Raw genomic sequence first — 17,247 nt, 5'->3', positions numbered from 1 at the left:
TTTTTTATAGCCTGCTTTTTAGATAATCTATTTGCTCATTAAATAAAATTTAAAAGTAAAAAACTAAAAAATAGCCCAAGTAACATTGTTTATAAAGATGAATATTCTTTATGATTTTTTATTATCTTTTAATTACAAAACATATAGATATTTAAGAGTATAGTATGTGGGCTGATAAATGCAGGAAAAAGTTCAGCTATGAATAAACACAGTCATTCCGAAGCTGAAGCTTTAATTGAAGTCAAAAATTTAAGTTTTAACCGAGGTGAACGCGTTATCTACGATAATGTGAGTTTGCAGATTCGTCGTGGGCAAATTACCGCAATCATGGGACCATCTGGAACGGGTAAAACAACCTTATTACGGCTCATTGGTGGTCAGCTTAGCCCAGATGCTGGTGAAGTACGACTTGATGGGAAAAACATTGCTTCAATGTCACGTAATGAGCTTTTTGCTGCACGTGCGCGTATGGGGATGTTATTTCAGAGTGGTGCGTTATTTACCGACATGACCGTCTATGAAAATGTTGCTTTTCCAATTCGCGCACATACAAAATTACCAGAAAATTTAATTGCTGAGTTGGTGGCACTAAAATTAGAGTCGGTTGGTTTGCGTGGTGCTGAAAAGTTAATGCCCGCAGAACTTTCTGGCGGGATGAATCGACGCGTGGCGCTTGCTCGTGCGATTGCGCTTGACCCAGACTTGATTATGTATGACGAACCCTTTGCTGGGCAAGATCCGATTGTGATGGGGGTTTTGACCCGATTAATTCGATCATTACGTGATGCTTTAGATCTAACAACAATTATTGTTTCACATGATGTTGATGAAACATTATCAATTGCTGACTATATTTATGTTGTGGCTGAAGGTAAGGTGCAAGGCGAGGGGACACCTGAGCAATTGCAACAACACGCTTCTCCATTTGTACAGCAATTTTTAACAGGTTCGGTTGAAGGTCCTGTTGATTATCAATTTAGTCATCAAGCCTATTTAAGTAATGAGGTTAGTTCATGAATGCTATTGCCTTATTGGGTAGACGCGTTCTAGAACGTGTTCAGGGCATTGGTGTTGCAATGCTCATGTTGTTGCGCATTTTATTCTCTTTGCCAACAATACTTGGTGTAAAACTTTTCATTTATCAGATGTATCGAGTAGGCGTACTGTCTTTATTGATCATTGCTGTATCTGGTCTGTTCATTGGTGCAGTACTCGGTTTGCAGATGTATAACATCTTGGTCACTTTTGGTAGTGAAGCCATGTTGGGCGCGGCTGTGGCTTTAACCTTGTTACGTGAACTTGCGCCTGTTGTGGCTGCCTTGCTTTTTGCTGGTCGTGCTGGCTCTGCTTTGACTGCTGAAATTGGCCTAATGAAGGCAACTGAACAATTATCCAGTATGGAAATGATCGGTGTTGATCCGTTAAAGCGTGTGATTTCTCCACGTTTATGGGCAGGTATTGTGAGTTTACCGATGCTGTCTGTGATCTTTGCTGCGATTGGTATTATGGGTGGCAAAATGGTCGGTGTTGATTTTCTTGGCGCAGACGAAGGCTCATACTGGAGTGGTATTCTGAGTAGCACCCAGTTTATGAAAGATGTGTTTAACGGGACCATCATTAAAAGTTTAGTATTCGCTTTAATTTGTACTTGGATTGCGGTGTATCAAGGTTATGCTTGTGAACCAACATCTGAAGGTATCGCAACATCTACGACACGTACTGTTGTGTATTCATCGTTATGTGTTTTAGGTTTTGATTTCGTGTTGACTGCGGTCATGTTCGGAGGTGTTTAATGAAATCACGTGCTAGTGAGCTGACCGTCGGTATTTTTGTCATCATTTTTGGTCTTGCTCTATTCTTTTTAGCCATGAAAGTGAGTGGCTTGGTCGGTACAAACTTAAAAGACAGTTATGAAATGACTGCAACATTCGACAATGTGAATGGTTTAAAACCGCGTGCCAAGGTGACCATGAGTGGTGTTAAAATTGGACAAGTTGATGCGATTACACTTGATCCTGTGACACGTCATGCAACGGTTAGATTCGATTTGGATGGTTCATTGACCACCTTCAATGCAGAACAGTTGAAAAAAGTAAAAGAAAATGCGCTAGGTGATTTACATTACAGTGCTGATTATCAGGCTGCGACACCTGAGAAACAAAAAGAAATGGAAACGCAACTGTTAGGTAACATGAAATCCATCACAAATATTGATGAAGATGCTTACATAATGGTCGCAACCAATGGTCTTTTAGGCGAAAAATATTTGAAAATCGTACCAGGCGGCGGCATTAACTACATTAAACGTGGTGAAAGTATTGAAAATACCCAAGGTACGATGGATCTAGAAGATTTGATTACCAAATTTATTACGGGTGGTGCAGGAAAATCATCAACTGGCGCATCGGAAGCTAAAGATGCATCTGCATCCACTGAAACAACTGATGCTCAAACTTCATTTGTTGAATAGGCATTAGAGGAGTTATTGAAAATGAACATGCTGTTAAAACAAACTTTTACTGCAACTATTTTGGCAACTATGGTGGCGACTGCGGCTCAAGCGGCTCCAGCAGAAGCACCACCAGCATTTGTTAAACGTGTTGCTGATGGCCTGATTTCGCGCTTAAAAGCAGATCAAGGTAAATTGCAAAACCCTGCTACTGTGAAAGCGATTGTTCGCCAAAACCTTGATCCTTATGTCGATGGTCAAGCGTTTACACGTATTGTGATGGGAACTTATGCAAATAGCAGTACCCCTGCTCAACGTGCGCAATTTGAACAAAACTTCCGTAATACTTTGATTGAGAATTATGGTAGCGCATTTGCGAAGTATTCAAATCAATCGTATTCAATGCGTCCGTATAAGGCAACCAACAGCAAGTTTCCTGTCGTTACTTTAGACTTCAATAACAATGGCGAAAAGATCCCTGTATCTTTCCAATTGTCTGATGCAGGTAGCCAATGGAAAGTACGTAATTTGAATGTGTCAGGTATCGATCTAGGTTTGCAATTCCGTAACCAATTTGCTGCGAATGTGCAACGTAATGGCGGCAATATTGATAAAGCAATTGCAACATTCAAGCCTGATGCAGACGCTGCTGTTAAGAAGTAAGCTCATAACATAGATAGGTGCAAGCGAGTGATTGAATTTAAAAATCAGGAATTATATGTTAGCGGTAAAATTGCTTACGAGAATGCTGAAAGCTATTATTTAAATGGTTTGAAAGTGATTCAAAATGAGAAAAATTTTCCAATAACTGTGAATCTATCACAGCTTGAACATGGCAGTACCCTTGCTTTATCTGTGTTTGTGCAGTGGTTACGTCAAACACCAAATCTTCAGGGACTGCAGTTTAAAGCAGTGCCTGAAAAGATGATGAAAATTATTCAAGCTTGCCATTTGCAAGATGACTTGAAATTAATTTAGCCTATGCAAGATTGATGTAAAAAAGCACCTAAAGGTGCTTTTTTATTGACTCATTTTTCTTTCTGCTTTGAGCAGTGGTAAATCTCAACTCAATCCAATAAGTGGAAGACGGTATTTAAATCCATTTCTTCCATCTAAAGTAAGCCAAAGGCCCCACGAAGAAAGCAATTAAGATGGTAATTACGACATAAAAGCTCCAGTGGCCATGGGCAAATGGCAGAATCTCAGTGTTCATCCCATAAATACTGGCAATCAACATCGGTGGCGCAAGCATACTGGGTAAGATAGAGAATCGACGAATGGTATCGTTCTGTTCAGTGTTAATAAATCCAGAAGTGGTATCAAGCAAGAATCGAACTTTTTGAAACAAGAACGCATCATGTTCTACAAGGGAGCGTACATCCTCACTTAACTCTCGAATATCTGCATCATAGATATGGCTCCCCAATGCGCGAGGACGAGACAAAAAGGTTAAGACACGACGTAAGTCAATCAGACAAAGTTGCGCTTTTCCAAGCATATCTTCCTTTTGTGCTAAACGGGTAATCATGTCATCTAAATCTAAAATCATTTCACGATGACGTACGTTGAGGACTTCTGTGGAATATAACTCTAAGTCTTTGTGGATATCTTCTAAGATATCCGCAAGCTCATCTAGTTTTGCTTCTAATAAGCCTAAAAGAATCCATGTCGGATCTTTGTATTCAATTTCATAGTCATTACGGCGTGCACGTGCGCGAAAGGCACGAAAGGCAACCAGCTTTTCACCACGTAAGGTAAATAAGCGGTCTTTATGCAAAATGAATGCAACCGTTTGCACATTGGCAAGCATGTTTGAAGTATCTTCGGGATCGCCTTCAACTTGGTAATTTTTATTTTTTGTTAAAAAATAAGTACTGATATGTAGAATCCCATCATCATCACGGTAGAATCGTGCAGAGGATGAAATGTCTTCTAAAGATTTAAGAGTTGGTAAATTTTGCTGGTAAGCATCTAAAACCCATTCTTGTTCTTCTTGTGAAGGTGCAATGAGGTCAACCCATACCAATTCAGGATGTAGGTCGAATCCACCATTAATTGTTGCATCTTCTAAGCTACCGCGCTCAGTGGCGTAAAAGGCTTCAAGCATTATGTCTTTTCTCCCTTGCGCAGTGTGGTGTCGATTTGATGTGTGTATTTTAGACAAGGATTTTAGGAAAAACACTCATTACATTGCTGTTTTGTAAAAAAAATCTTGATTGGTCGTCTGCATTTTTAGCATGACAAAATTAAAGTTAGGTTAAATTTATGAATTCTATTGCTATTTTTTGTGGTTCATCATTAGGTACGGATCAAATTTTTGCTGATGTTGCAGAGCTGACTGGTGAAACAATCGCCAAGCAAGGGAAAACTTTGGTCTATGGTGGTGGCCGTTCAGGCTTAATGGGCATCGTCGCTGACAGTGCTTTGGCAGCAGGAGGCAAAGTGATTGGTGTGATCCCTCAGGGATTGGTCGATCGTGAATTGGCACATCCAGATTTGACCGAGCTGTATATTGTTAAAAATATGCATGAACGTAAAACAAAAATGTCTGAACTTTCCGATGGCTTTATTGCATTGCCTGGTGGTGCAGGAACCATTGAAGAAATTTTTGAGCAATGGACGTGGGCACAATTGGGAATTCATTTAAAACCTTGTGCATTTTTAAATGTTGAAGGTTTTTATGATGATTTATTAAAATTTATTCAACTCACGACAGACAAAGGTTTTTCTAAAGCGCGTTTTACAGATCAGTTGATTGATTCTGCCTCGATCGAAGAAATTCTAACCCAGTTTAGTCACTATCAAGCGCCAGAACCAAAATGGGGCGTAAAAGAACGTGAAGAATTGGTTAAATTAGATCAAGCAGATCGTACATTTGGTTAAAAACTAAAACACAATATATTGTTTTTAAATTTATTGCTGTCACAATATATTGTGTTTTTATTCTATTTTTAAATCTTATGAATGTAATTACTGTCGCGGCAGCTGTGATTTTGAATGATAAAAATCAATTGCTCTTGGTGAGAAAGCAAAATACACAATTTTTTATGCAGGTTGGTGGAAAGCTTGAGCCCAATGAACCACCTGAGCAGACCATGTTGCGTGAGATTTTAGAAGAAATTAGTGTTCAAGCAGAGATTACTCAGTTTATTGGGCATTTTGAAACAAAAGCAGCCAATGAAGCAGACTTTCAATTGGTGAGTTATCTCTATCAAGTTGACCTAGAGCAAACACCCAAAATTAATGCAGAAATTGCTGAAATGAAATGGATTGATTTGGATGATGCGCAAACGCTTTTAGCACCATTGACCAAAGAGATCGTCATCCCATGGTGTAAAGCAAATTTAATCCATTCATAATTTTCGCTATGTTTGCTTCACAGTATTTGTATCGCTGAGCGATGATGAAAATTTATTGAGCTGCGGCAATACAGACACTATAAATCTGCTGGCAGCCCAAGTTTTCTAAAGCAAGGGTTAAAGCATGTATTGAGCTGCCTGTGGTCACGACATCGTCAATAATCAGTACTTTTTTATATTTTCTTTTTTCTGTTTTGATCATTTTAAATTGATATTCAATATTTTCTAAGCGCTCAATTCTACTTAAACCTTTTTGTGAGTGTTGCGCCTCTCGAATCACGGGTTGCCATACAGGGATATTTAATTGTCTTGCCATGATTTTGGCGATAATCAGCATTTGATTGTAGCCTCGTTCTTTTAAACGAGCTGTAGAAATCGGCATAGGAACGATGGCTTGAATTCTAGGTAAAGTTAAATTCAATAAACTGTGTGCCAATAGCGTCTGATATTGCAGTTGCTGTTCATATTTGTAGACTTGGATGATGCGATCAATTGGGAAGTCGTAACGGTGAGCACAAACAATCTGGTGTTGATGCCGTTCTATATGCTGCTTATACCAAGGAAGTTCGTTCCAACACGTGTTACAAAGGGAATGCTGTTGTTGTCGGTCTATTCCACAAAGGAGGCAAGGGGAAAGGCTTTGTATGCTTTTATGGAGAAGTTGGTTGATAAATTGGAGCATAGAATTTCTTTTTCTTTTGATTTTATGAGAATTTGTTTATGGTACATAGATACCATTAATTTGAAACTCAAACTGATTTTGTTTTTTAAAAATATGAAGATCAAGAATTAAGTCACTACAACCTTCCTCAGCAGTAAATAGATCAATGATTGCTTTCCAGAATTCATCCTCCATGTATAGACATACTGATGTATTCCAAGTGTCTTTGGGTAAACTGATAAGATGGGCTCCATAGTCCACAATATATTCTACAAGCTCTGAAGCATATTCTTGGTCAATCAATTCAATATTCGGAATAGTATTCAAACGAGCAAAATCTTTATCTTTAAAAGAATCAACAATCAAAATAATTGTGTCTCTCCAAATTGTTGGAATTGGAGATTGAAACTCTGGATCATATGGAACAGGAACTTCGGGTATCATTTTTTCTTCCTTGTTATTTAGACATACGCATATCTCGGCGCTTCAGGTAACCAGCGTTTTAATAAAGCTTCAGCATTTTCTGGATCATCTTTTAGTACTTGACTGGCAACATAATGTGCTTGATTGAGTAAATGATCATCTCGTTCTAGCTTGGCGACACGGAAACCCAAATCTCCTGTTTGCTTGGTGCCCAGTAATTCACCTGGCCCTCGAATTTCTAAGTCTTTTTCTGCAATGATAAAACCGTCATTGGTTTCACGCATGATGCGTAAACGTTCTTGGCCATTTTGTGATAAAGGATGTTTATAGAGTAGGGCGCAGAAACTTGCGGTTGCACCACGACCGACACGACCACGTAACTGATGCAACTGAGACAGGCCTAAGCGTTCAGCATTTTCAATCACCATAATGGAAGCGTTTGGAACATCGACCCCGACTTCAATCACTGTCGTTGCAATCAGCAGTTGCAATTCATTGTCTTTGAATTGTTGCATGACCAGTTGCTTCTCATCGGCTTTCATTTTTCCATGGACTAAGCCAATATTAATTTGTGGAAAGCGATCTTTAATCTCTTGATAGGTGGCTTCTGCTGCTTGAGCATCGAGAGTTTCTGATTGTTCGACCAGTGTACAGACCCAATACGCCTGTTTACCCTCAGCACAGTTGGTGGTGATACGATTCAGCACTTCTTCGCGTCTATCAAGTGGAATCGTGACTGTTTGAATGGGAGTACGTCCAGGGGGCAATTCATCAATCACTGAGGTATCTAGGTCACCATAGGCAGACATTGCCAGTGTGCGAGGGATTGGTGTTGCTGTCATGACCAGTTGGTGTGGCGTGGTGTTATCCACGCCTTTATTACGTAAAGCTAGACGTTGATCTACCCCGAAACGATGTTGTTCATCAATAATTACGAGACCAAGTTTGGAAAATTCAACATTGTCCTGAAATAAAGCATGGGTACCCACTACAATATTGGCAGTTCCATCCTTAATGGTTTGTTCAGCCGCAGCGCGTGCCTTGCCTTTTTGTTTGCCTGAAAGCCATGACACATTTAAACCGAGTGGCTCGAACCATTTCTTAAAATTGATATAGTGCTGTTCAGCTAAAATCTCAGTCGGTGCCATCAGCGCCACTTGCCAGCCTTCTTCCAAAATATGACAAGCCGCAACACCTGCAACCAATGTTTTACCTGCACCTACATCGCCCTGAACCAGTCGCAACATGGGTTTGTTTTGTTTTAAATCTTTGGCAATTTCGTTTGATACACGTTTTTGTGCATTGGTCATTTCAAAAGGTAAGCTTGCCAATAAGGCTTTTGCAAACTTTTTACTGGTTGAAAATGCTGGCGCTGCAATTTGTTGAATATAAGCACGTCGGGTTAATAGGCTGATTTGATGTGCAACCAATTCTTCAAAAATTAAACGTTGTTGAGCAGGGTGAGAGCCTTGTGAAAGTTGTAGCATATTGGCATTTACAGGAGGGTGGTGAATATACTCCAGCGCCTGTTTAAGCGCGTAACCATTGGTGAACTTTTCAGGTAATAACTCAGGTAAAGCATCAGCGTGCTGGTTTAAAGCTTGCTTAACGTATTCACGTAATTTGGGTTGGGTTAAGCCTTCGGTGGCAGGGTAAATTGCTGTCAGTTGCGTTTTAGGGAGCGCTGTATGTTCAGTAATTAACTGGATCTCAGGATGGTAAAGTTCAAGGCCACGAGCGCCAACACGGACTTCCCCAAAGATTCTTAAACGATTACCCGCTTTAGCACGATCTGTGAGTGCTTTATAGATATGATAAAAGCGTAAGGTAACCTTGCCAAAATCATCTTGCAATAAAATCGCCATCGATTTGCGTTTACCAGGTGGCATATCGATTGATCTGACCACGCCTTCCATGAGATAACTACGACCGACTTGTAATTGGTTCATGGGAATGATCGTGCTACGATCTTCATAATCACGTGGCAAATGAAACAGCAAATCATCTGTGGTGAAAATATTTAGTTTTTCAAGTAAAGCAGCGGCGGCATTGCCAACCCCTTGCAATTGATGGACGGCAGCCATGTCCCCTCAACTTAAGTTTGATTGATTTTGAAAATCGGTTTCAAAGAATAGGTCGTGTAATGCATATTCTATTTATTGGTTATGGTAAAACATCGCAACGTGTTGCCAAACAATTATTTCAGCAAGATCACCAAATTACTACAGTTAGCCGAAGTGCGAAAGATGATGATTTCGCACAACATTTGATTCAAGACATTCAACAACTCGATTTAGCGCAAATTCAGCCTGTCGATGTGGTGTATGTATTGCTCGCACCATCTCGAAATTCTCCGCTATGTGCTATCGAAAATTATCAACAAACCTATGTCGGCTCGGTGCAGCCGATTGTGAAGGCTTTAAAAGACCATCCGCTCAAACGAATTATTGTGGTTTCATCGACACGTGTTTATGGGGAAAACCGTGGTGAATGTATTGATGATGAGTCAATGCCTATTCCAAGTGATCAACAGGGGCAGTTGTTATTGGCAATGGAGCAGCGATGGCAACAGGCTTATCCATCTAAATGTGTGATTGTGCGCCCAACTGGGATTTATGGCACATCCGTTGCTCGTATGGTTAAGCTTGCAGAAACCACGCCAAGCTATCCCAATATTCATTGGTCAAATCGAATCCATATAGATGACCTTGCAGATTTCTTAGCACATTTGCTTCACGTGGAACATCCAGAAAAATCATATATTTGTACAAATAATCAACCGCTACCATTGCATGAAATAATTTTATGGTTCCAACAACAGTTGAATTTATCGCACTTGGTTTTAGAAAGTTCCAATCAAACAGGGAAGCAGATTTTTGCGGAGAGGATGCTTGCAACAGGATTTAAGTGGGCACATCAAAATTGCTATCTTGATTATCAGAAGAATTTAAACCTTAAAATATACTAGGTATTTTCAAGGATCATTTTACGTTTTAGATAAGTTTGTAAATGAACTAAAAAATTGTTAGATATTAAAATGGGTTGGTTCAGTATTGTTTATTATAGAGGACTTGAGAAGTTCCCTCTCCTTGCAGGAGAGGGTTAGGGAGAGGTAATCATCCCAACCTTCTACTAAAGGAAAAAGGCACTTTAAAGCTTTTATTTTTTCTTCCGCTTTAAACGCTTCTTGGCTTGTTGAGCGGCTAAAGCATCTAAAGCTTCTTTTAACTCCTCATCTGTAAATGAGGTGATATGGTGAAGCATTTGCAAAGTTACATCATCAAGCACCAAATTGGCATATTGCGCAACATTTCTAAACTGCTCATCAAAAACAATGGCATGGTCTTCATTGGTTTTGATATAGCCTTGTTCAGTTAAGACTTTCATAAAACTTTGGAATAACGCTTTATCAAAGAACTCAGGTGAGTTGAACTCATACAATACAGATAAACGTTGTCCAACCAAGTGACTTAATTCTTCAACTTGGCGAATCGAGATATTTCCAGAGCCACGTTGAGTAATTAAAGCCAGCGTCATGTAATAACGTTCAAGACTTTGACGTACTGGAGCAGCTAAAACAGCCAATTGATTATGGTCTTCTGAGTTTGGCGCAGGGCTGAAAATAAAATCTTCATCATCGACAAAAATTAAATTCGCTTGAGCCAAAGCATCGACATATTCAGTCACTTGAGCCTTGATTTCACTATCTTTCCATTTTAAGAACAACTCTGCTTTTAAGAATGGATAAAGGGTACGAATCACATTAAGTAAATCAGACTTACTGATCTTGCCATTATGTTCGACCAATGCTGCGACCAGCGACGGTAAAACAAAGGCATGCAAAATGTTATTGCGGAAGTAAGTCAGTAAAATTGCTTGATTATCTTCAATGGCAATAATATCGCCAAGGACGTGCTGGACACGTTTAATCAATTTCAGTTTCATACCATAGGCAATGATTTCTTTACCTGATAATGGCGTGACCTGAGTGCGGCTGTCATAAGGATTTGCAGTTAATAACTTGCGATATGTATCAAGCTGTTTAATGCAGATTTCTTCATCAAGTGTGTGTTTTGGAGTTGCCAATAAAATCAGTGACAATAAAGAAACAGGGTTGATCACCACAGCACGGTTGATATTTTCCAGAATCGCATTTGCCGAGCTGGTTACTGCATCTGAGACTTCTTGCGGGATTGGATCATCATTATGTTCAATGGTGATTTGATCAGCGCCATGTGCTTTGAGTAAGTCATCTAAGAAAACAGGTTCACCAAAATTGACATGCACTTTACCAAAAATACGCTCAATTTTTTTCAGGGTTTGCAAGATTCCCCAAATGGATTCAGCTTCTTTTGGCTTACCATTCATTTCACCGACATAGGTTGCGCCTTCCATCAAGCGCTCATAACCGACATAGGTTGGGATAAAGACAATCGGTTTGGCACGGCCGCGCAAATGACCATGTACTGTCATTGCGAGCATGCCAGTTTTCGGGGGTAACAAACGCCCAGTTCGAGAACGGCCACCTTCAATAAAGTATTCAAGAGGTGTGTTTCTAGACAGGATACTAAATAAATATTCTTTAAATACTGATGTATAAAGTGCATTGCCGCGGAATGAACGACGGATAAAGAATGCACCGCCTCCACGCAGTAATTGACCGACAAATGGCATGTTAAGGTTATCGCCGGCAGCAATATACGGTACCATCAAACCACGTTTATAAATCACATAAGACAACAACAAGTAATCGATATGGCTACGGTGACAAGGCGTATAAATCACTTCATAGTCTTTGACTAACTCGCGTACAGTATTGAAGTTATGTACTTCAACACCATCATAAAGTTGTGTCCATAGACGAGTCAAAGCCATATCTGCAAAGCGTACAGCCGATGCAGAATAGTCGGATGCAATTTCATTTACAAAACCAATTGCTTTATGTTCAGCATCAATCATGCTGATTTTTGAGCGAATACTTTCTTTACGAATTGCATCCTGTACATCAGGGGCTTTAATCAGTGATTGCATGACATTACGGCGATCAGATAAATCTGGACCGAGAATGACCTCACGCTGACGATCTAAGTAGTCATTTAATTGATTGACAATATAAGTGGCTGGTGAAATATTTGGATGATCAATTTTCGCATGATCGACCAATGCTCTAAGTGATTGCGCTTCATGGAATTCAAGGAATGACTGTCGACCATGTAAACCAATGTTCATCAACTGTTTAACTTTACTTGGCGTTGCCCAAGTGTCAGTAAATAACAGTTTAAACCAAGAGTCTTCTTTATCTGGTGAACGTCCCCACAGTACTGTGACAGGGATTAATTCAATATCTAAATCAGTATTTTGATCAAGTGATTCAATCAGTCTAACTAAACGCGGCGGATAAGCATGCGTAGGTGGATTAAAATAATTGTTTTCATCTTGGTGTTGTAAAAATAAAATCGCAGCTTTTTCGCGACTATTGCCAATCATTAATGGGTCAAGTGCAGGAGGAAGCTGCAAACGACGTGTTTCACCATCAACAACTAAAGCATTACTTCGTGAGTAATTCTGCAGAACATAGCAGACAACTTTTTGAGTTGTGGGCTGAATGAGCTCAGAATTTTCAGTTGAAGGGTCTAAAGGTTGAGCTTCTGTAGGAACCTCTCCAAGAACATGTGGTGTTACCACAAGGTCAAGTATTTTACTCGAAAGTCGACGATACATTTGACCAAAGCCACTCTTGGACATAAATACTCCTAGCCAATGGTGAATCACGCAATAAAGCGGATAAAAAATATTTTCTGTAATTAAAGCACAGAACAGTATGTCATTTTCTGACAAACTGCGGGTCGCTTGTCAGATTTTATCGTTAAAAAACGTATTTTAAACAATCCATCAGCACAAGAGAAGTGACAATACAGTTTATGAAAATTTAATGTTTCTCTCAGGACTTATGGCAAAATAGAGTTAAATCTCTAAAATATGGATACTTTGTTCTATCCATTGGAATAAAGTCAGTATTCAGTATATAGAAAGGTCACTTATGAATGCTTTAACCCAAGAGCTTGTAGAGCTTTTAACCCTTGAAAAACTTGAAGAACATATTTTTCGTGGTCAAAGTCGAAATTTAGTTGGTAAGCGTGTTTTTGGTGGGCAAGTTTTAGGACAAGCACTGCGGGCAGCATCATATACCGCTGATCGCCCCGTACATTCTTTACATGCATACTTCCTATATGGCGGTGATATCAATGCCCCAATCATTTATGAGGTTGATCGGTTACGTGATGGCAAAAGCTTCTTAAGTCGTCAAGTACGTGCAATCCAGCATGGGCGTACCATTTTTTCAGCGATGGTGTCATTTGCAACACCTGAAGAAGGCTTGAATTATCAAATTGCTGAACCAGAATATCCTGCACCTGATGAATTAAAAGCAGAGCAAGAGCTTAAAGAAAATTTAATTAGTTTTATCCCAGAAAATATTCGCGCTGCATTTATGCGTCCACGTCAGGTAGAAATTCGTCCGATCAATGTGACCAATCCATTTCAACCACAACCTGAAGCGCCGTCTTATGCTCATTATTTGCGTACGCATGAGCCATTAGCTGCAGAACAGGCGGATGATATTTCCTTAAATCAGGCAATTGTTGCGTTTTATTCGGACTATACCTTGATGATGACTGCTTTGCGGCCGCATGGTCTCAATTACCTCTCGCCAAGTTTGCAATGTGCCAGTATTGATCATACGATCTATTTCCATAAACCAGTAAAAGCAGATGATTGGATGCTGTACGATATGGATGCAACAGTCAGTGCAAATTCACGCGGTCTGAATTTTGGTCGCATGTGGCAAAATGGCGAATTGGTTTGTAGTACGGTGCAAGAAGGCTTGATGCGGGTACGTGAAATCGAAAACCAATAAGACTTTATACTGATACTCAAATCCTAGAAATAAGCCATCATCTATGATGGCTTTTCTATTTTTTAGCAGAGCTTGTGACAAAAAAATGCTCGATTCTAAATAACTTCAATGGCATAGTTCAACGTGTAAATATTTATAATAGTCAGCGAAGATGAGTTTAAACACCCAAATTTTTATTGCAGCCATTCTTGGTGTGGCATTTGGATTTTTATTAAATCAATTCCCCAATACTCAATTTTTAGATGCCAGCATTTATGGTTTGAGCATCGCCAGTAGTATTTTTATTGGTTTATTAAAAATGCTTTTGGTTCCACTTATTTTTAGTTCAATCTTGGTGGGTGTTTCAAACTTAGAAGCGGGCAGTCAACTCAGTCGAGTTTGGAAAATAACATTGGCTTGTTGTGTGACCACAACGACATTGGCACTTATTCTCGGTTTAGCCTCGACACATCTATTCAATGTAGGACAAGGTGTGGACATTGCAATGTTTCAAGATGCAATGAATCAACATAAAAGCCCAGATTCACTGACACCCAGCTCGTTTTTAACCAATTTTATTCAAAATACCCTCATCAATCCATTTAAAGCATTTAGTGACGGCAATGTTTTGGCAGTCGTGCTGTTTGCTTTGTTATTGGGTTTGGCACTGGTACATGGTGGAGAGCGCTTTAATTCAATCAAACAACTGGCACGTCAGTTTTTTGACATCATGATGATGTTAGTGGGTTGGGTGATGAAAGTTGCGCCGATTGGTATTTTTGCTTTGATGGCAAAGCTGATTGCAACAGAAGACATCTCTATTTTAAGCCGTCTTGCCGAGTTTGCTATTGTTGTTACGGGAACCACCATATTTCATGGTGTCGTGGTTCTGCCATTGTTGTTATGGATCTTTGGAAAAATGGATCCGATTACCTTTTTTAAAGGAACGCGTGCAGCATTAATTACAGCATTTGCAACCAGTTCAAGTTCTGCAACCATGCCTTTGAGTTTAAAGTGTACTCAAGAAAATTTAGGTGTGCGTCCGCAGATTGCAGGCTTTGTGATTCCTTTTGGTTCTCAGTTGAACATGGATGGAACAGCACTTTATGAAGCAGCAGCAGCGCTTTTTATTGCCAATTTAATGGGTTTAGAGTTATCAATTACCCAACAAGTGATTGTCTGTCTGACTGCGATGATTGCTTCATTGGGCGCACCAGGTATTCCAAGTGCGGGCATGGTCACCATGATTATGGTGCTACAATCTGTGGGATTGCCAGCGGAGGCAATTGCCATTCTTCTGCCAATTGACCGTATTCTCGATACTGTACGTACTGTAGTGAATGTACAAGGGGATATGATGATTAGTGTGGTTGTTGACCGAAACACCAAAGATATGGAAAGTCCAACTTAGTGTATGGTTAGAATCTTGTTCTAAAAGATTGACCAAAAAAAGCAGGACTAAATCCTGCTTTTTTTATTTGATTTCAGTATCACTATTCAATAGTTATTATGCTGCAACTCTAGGCAATGCACGTTTTGCTGCTGGGGATTGATCCAAATAAGCAATCGCATCTTCTGTTTTAGCTTCATGTACTGGATCATACCAAGGCATTAAATAGCCCAATTGCTGTGAAACCAACCATAATGGATGTGGCATTAAGCGATTATCTGATTGTGCGATACTTGCCCATTCACGCCAAATCCAAGGCTTATAGAAAGCAGGTTTTTTATCTGCATAACGTGGGTCTTGCCCCATGATATGTGCAGCACCATCAACCCATAAGCCTAATACAGCGGCAATCACGATAACACTTTGATAATAACGAGAAATATAACCACCGCCCAAATGGCGATAAAGATCAAAAGCCACTGTACGGTGTTCAATCTCTTCGGCACCATGCCATTTGACTAAATCAAGCATATTTGGATCTGCACCCAGTTCCGCCCATTTTTTATTATAAAGCGCATATTTACCCAAGACACAAGTCATATGTTCAACAGTGGCGACGATACCTAGGCGGAACAAATCCCATTGATGATCGAGGACTTTGGGTACTTTAAAGCCGAGTGGTTGATCTGCAAGTAATTTGCCAAACAAGAAATCCATAATCTCAAGATTACGTTGAATATCAATATTACGCACAGTTAAGTATTCTTTATTTGCCGAAGCATGTGCTTGAGCATGCATGGCTTCTTGGCGGATAAAAGCACGAACATCTTCAGCTAATTTTTCATCTGTGATTTTGGGTAAAACACGATTGTATAAACGGCAAAACCAAAATTCACCTGCTGGAAGAATATTGTTAATTTCATTGATAAAGTAGCTGACAAATGGCTGATTTGGAATCCAATCGACAGGGGTATCTTGCCATTCAAATTTCACTTTACGTGGTTTGATGTGGTACTGAATAGACGATCCAATCCGACTGTTCTTTAATTTAGCGAGTAACTTCATCACAGTGTCCTAATTTTTCTTTGGTGATTTCACACTTTATTATTCAAGTATAAAAAAATGTCCTAAATAGTTATTAGCAATTTAGGACATTCCAGTATCAATATGTGATGAATTTTGTTAGACAAGACTTTTTTATTTATGCTTGTGGATTTTCATCTACATTTCCATCAATATTTTCACTATTGAATTCGGATTCTTGGTCTTGATCAATGAACTCATCATCCAGATCATCTTCAGTGGCTTCAGGAATTGAATCAATATCAAAATCTAAAGTTTTGTCTAAGGTGTAATTTAAGCGACCCGCCATAATCGAAGCGAGTTCTTCTAGACCTTGTTTGTTGAGTGATGAAAACAGTTGTATAGAAAAATTCAACTTCATTTTCTTCAATTGCTCTTGTACATCTAACAATACTTTACTGGCAGGGCCACGGTTGAGTTTGTCGGATTTAGTTAACAGCACATGCACAAACAAGTGACGTGAATATGCCCATTCCAACATCATCACATCGAAGTGTTGTAAAGGGTGGCGAATATCCATGAGTAGAACCAGACCTTGTAAACTTTTTCGATGAATCAAATAATTCTCAAGTTCTTTTTGCCATACAATTTTCATTGCTTCAGGTACAGCCGCATAACCATAACCTGGCAAATCGACAAGGCGTTGATCTGGATTACCTAAACTAAAAAAGTTAATCATTTGCGTACGGCCCGGTCTTTTCGACGCGCGTGCCAATTGCTTTTGATTGGTCAATGCATTGATAGCACTTGATTTTCCTGCATTTGAACGGCCTGCAAAGGCAACTTCATAACCAGTATCTTCTACACAAAGATTCAGTTTAGGCGCACTCATTAGAAATTCAGCTTTACGCAACCAGTTCAAAGATGAAGTTGAGTATTCTGAAATCGCAGGATCAGCCTTTTTTTCATAACTGATTTTTTGTTTAGGGGCGCTTGAGGTCTTACTATTTTTAGACTTTCCACTGCTGCGATGCATATTTCAACTTC

Annotated in this window: 17 protein-coding genes; 10 read left to right on the top strand and 7 right to left on the bottom strand. The window is 39.5% G+C overall.

What is annotated here, in order from left to right; all coding sequences use genetic code 11:
- The first annotated feature begins 198 nt into the window (after positions 1-198).
- The 5 genes from FY049_RS10760 to FY049_RS10740 are packed head-to-tail and all read left to right on the top strand — an operon-like array spanning position 199 to position 3,427.
- The gene (locus FY049_RS10760) at positions 199-1,017 is read left to right on the top strand and encodes an ABC transporter ATP-binding protein (RefSeq protein WP_004725631.1); all 819 of its coding nucleotides are present in this window, start codon (positions 199-201) and stop codon (positions 1,015-1,017) included.
- Positions 1,014-1,793, top strand: coding sequence for a lipid asymmetry maintenance ABC transporter permease subunit MlaE (gene mlaE, locus FY049_RS10755; protein WP_004725633.1), 780 nt, complete (start codon positions 1,014-1,016; stop codon positions 1,791-1,793). The genes FY049_RS10760 and mlaE overlap by 4 nt, the downstream gene beginning before the upstream one ends.
- Positions 1,793-2,470 carry an outer membrane lipid asymmetry maintenance protein MlaD gene (gene mlaD / locus FY049_RS10750; protein ID WP_004725635.1) on the top strand — a complete coding sequence of 226 codons (678 nt, stop codon included), beginning with the start codon at positions 1,793-1,795 and terminating at the stop codon, positions 2,468-2,470. The genes mlaE and mlaD overlap by 1 nt, the downstream gene beginning before the upstream one ends.
- 21 nt (positions 2,471-2,491) lie before the next feature.
- Positions 2,492-3,112 carry an MlaC/ttg2D family ABC transporter substrate-binding protein gene (locus FY049_RS10745; protein WP_004725637.1) on the top strand — a complete coding sequence of 207 codons (621 nt, stop codon included), beginning with the start codon at positions 2,492-2,494 and terminating at the stop codon, positions 3,110-3,112.
- A 27-nt stretch (positions 3,113-3,139) separates the two neighbouring features.
- Complete coding sequence (locus FY049_RS10740) at positions 3,140-3,427, top strand: anti-sigma factor antagonist (protein ID WP_004725639.1); 288 nt, start codon at positions 3,140-3,142, stop codon at positions 3,425-3,427.
- A 115-nt stretch (positions 3,428-3,542) separates the two neighbouring features.
- On the opposite strand, the gene FY049_RS10735 is transcribed toward FY049_RS10740, so the two are convergent.
- Positions 3,543-4,556, bottom strand: coding sequence for a magnesium and cobalt transport protein CorA (locus tag FY049_RS10735; RefSeq protein WP_004725641.1), 1,014 nt, complete (start codon positions 4,554-4,556; stop codon positions 3,543-3,545).
- Between the two features lie 158 nt (positions 4,557-4,714).
- On the opposite strand from FY049_RS10735, the gene FY049_RS10730 reads away from it, so the two are divergent.
- Positions 4,715-5,332 (top strand): LOG family protein, encoded by a 618-nt coding sequence (locus FY049_RS10730; RefSeq protein ID WP_004816846.1) that lies wholly within the window; start codon positions 4,715-4,717, stop codon positions 5,330-5,332.
- A 77-nt stretch (positions 5,333-5,409) separates the two neighbouring features.
- Positions 5,410-5,808 carry an NUDIX hydrolase gene (locus FY049_RS10725; protein ID WP_446083706.1) on the top strand — a complete coding sequence of 133 codons (399 nt, stop codon included), beginning with the start codon at positions 5,410-5,412 and terminating at the stop codon, positions 5,806-5,808.
- Between the two features lie 52 nt (positions 5,809-5,860).
- On the opposite strand, the gene FY049_RS10720 is transcribed toward FY049_RS10725, so the two are convergent.
- The 3 genes from FY049_RS10720 to recG are packed head-to-tail and all read right to left on the bottom strand — an operon-like array spanning position 5,861 to position 8,976.
- On the bottom strand, positions 5,861-6,490 hold the full coding sequence (locus FY049_RS10720) for a ComF family protein (RefSeq protein ID WP_056512164.1): 630 nt from the start codon (positions 6,488-6,490) through the stop codon (positions 5,861-5,863).
- 36 nt (positions 6,491-6,526) lie between these two features.
- On the bottom strand, positions 6,527-6,913 hold the full coding sequence (locus FY049_RS10715; protein WP_056512165.1) for a DUF7668 domain-containing protein: 387 nt from the start codon (positions 6,911-6,913) through the stop codon (positions 6,527-6,529).
- Between the two features lie 17 nt (positions 6,914-6,930).
- Positions 6,931-8,976, bottom strand: coding sequence for an ATP-dependent DNA helicase RecG (recG, locus tag FY049_RS10710; RefSeq protein ID WP_034614392.1), 2,046 nt, complete (start codon positions 8,974-8,976; stop codon positions 6,931-6,933).
- Between the two features lie 59 nt (positions 8,977-9,035).
- On the opposite strand from recG, the gene FY049_RS10705 reads away from it, so the two are divergent.
- Positions 9,036-9,860, top strand: coding sequence for an NAD(P)H-binding protein (locus FY049_RS10705; RefSeq protein ID WP_446083705.1), 825 nt, complete (start codon positions 9,036-9,038; stop codon positions 9,858-9,860).
- 191 nt (positions 9,861-10,051) lie between these two features.
- Here the strand turns inward: FY049_RS10705 and plsB are convergent, their stop codons facing one another.
- A complete protein-coding gene (gene plsB, locus FY049_RS10700) occupies positions 10,052-12,637 on the bottom strand; it encodes a glycerol-3-phosphate 1-O-acyltransferase PlsB (protein WP_446083704.1) in 2,586 nt (861 codons plus the stop codon).
- 295 nt (positions 12,638-12,932) lie between these two features.
- Between plsB and FY049_RS10695 the strand changes: the two genes are divergently transcribed.
- Together FY049_RS10695 and FY049_RS10690 are read left to right on the top strand one after the other, a co-directional pair.
- Positions 12,933-13,808: an acyl-CoA thioesterase gene (locus FY049_RS10695; RefSeq protein ID WP_004725658.1), complete on the top strand. Its 876-nt coding sequence runs from the start codon at positions 12,933-12,935 to the stop codon at positions 13,806-13,808.
- A 151-nt stretch (positions 13,809-13,959) separates the two neighbouring features.
- The gene (locus tag FY049_RS10690) at positions 13,960-15,198 is read left to right on the top strand and encodes a dicarboxylate/amino acid:cation symporter (protein WP_004725660.1); all 1,239 of its coding nucleotides are present in this window, start codon (positions 13,960-13,962) and stop codon (positions 15,196-15,198) included.
- Positions 15,199-15,294: 96 nt separating this feature from the next.
- On the opposite strand, the gene FY049_RS10685 is transcribed toward FY049_RS10690, so the two are convergent.
- Both FY049_RS10685 and yihA read right to left on the bottom strand, forming a co-directional pair.
- On the bottom strand, positions 15,295-16,242 hold the full coding sequence (locus tag FY049_RS10685; RefSeq protein ID WP_056512178.1) for a metal-dependent hydrolase: 948 nt from the start codon (positions 16,240-16,242) through the stop codon (positions 15,295-15,297).
- A gap of 136 nt (positions 16,243-16,378) precedes the next feature.
- Complete coding sequence (gene yihA / locus FY049_RS10680; RefSeq protein WP_419355547.1) at positions 16,379-17,236, bottom strand: ribosome biogenesis GTP-binding protein YihA/YsxC; 858 nt, start codon at positions 17,234-17,236, stop codon at positions 16,379-16,381.
- Between the last annotated feature and the right edge of the window lie 11 nt (positions 17,237-17,247).

This window comes from Acinetobacter sp. 1125_18A (assembly GCF_052824985.1).
The sequence above is the reverse complement of the archived record's forward strand: the minus strand, read 5'-3'. Positions and strand labels throughout refer to the sequence as shown.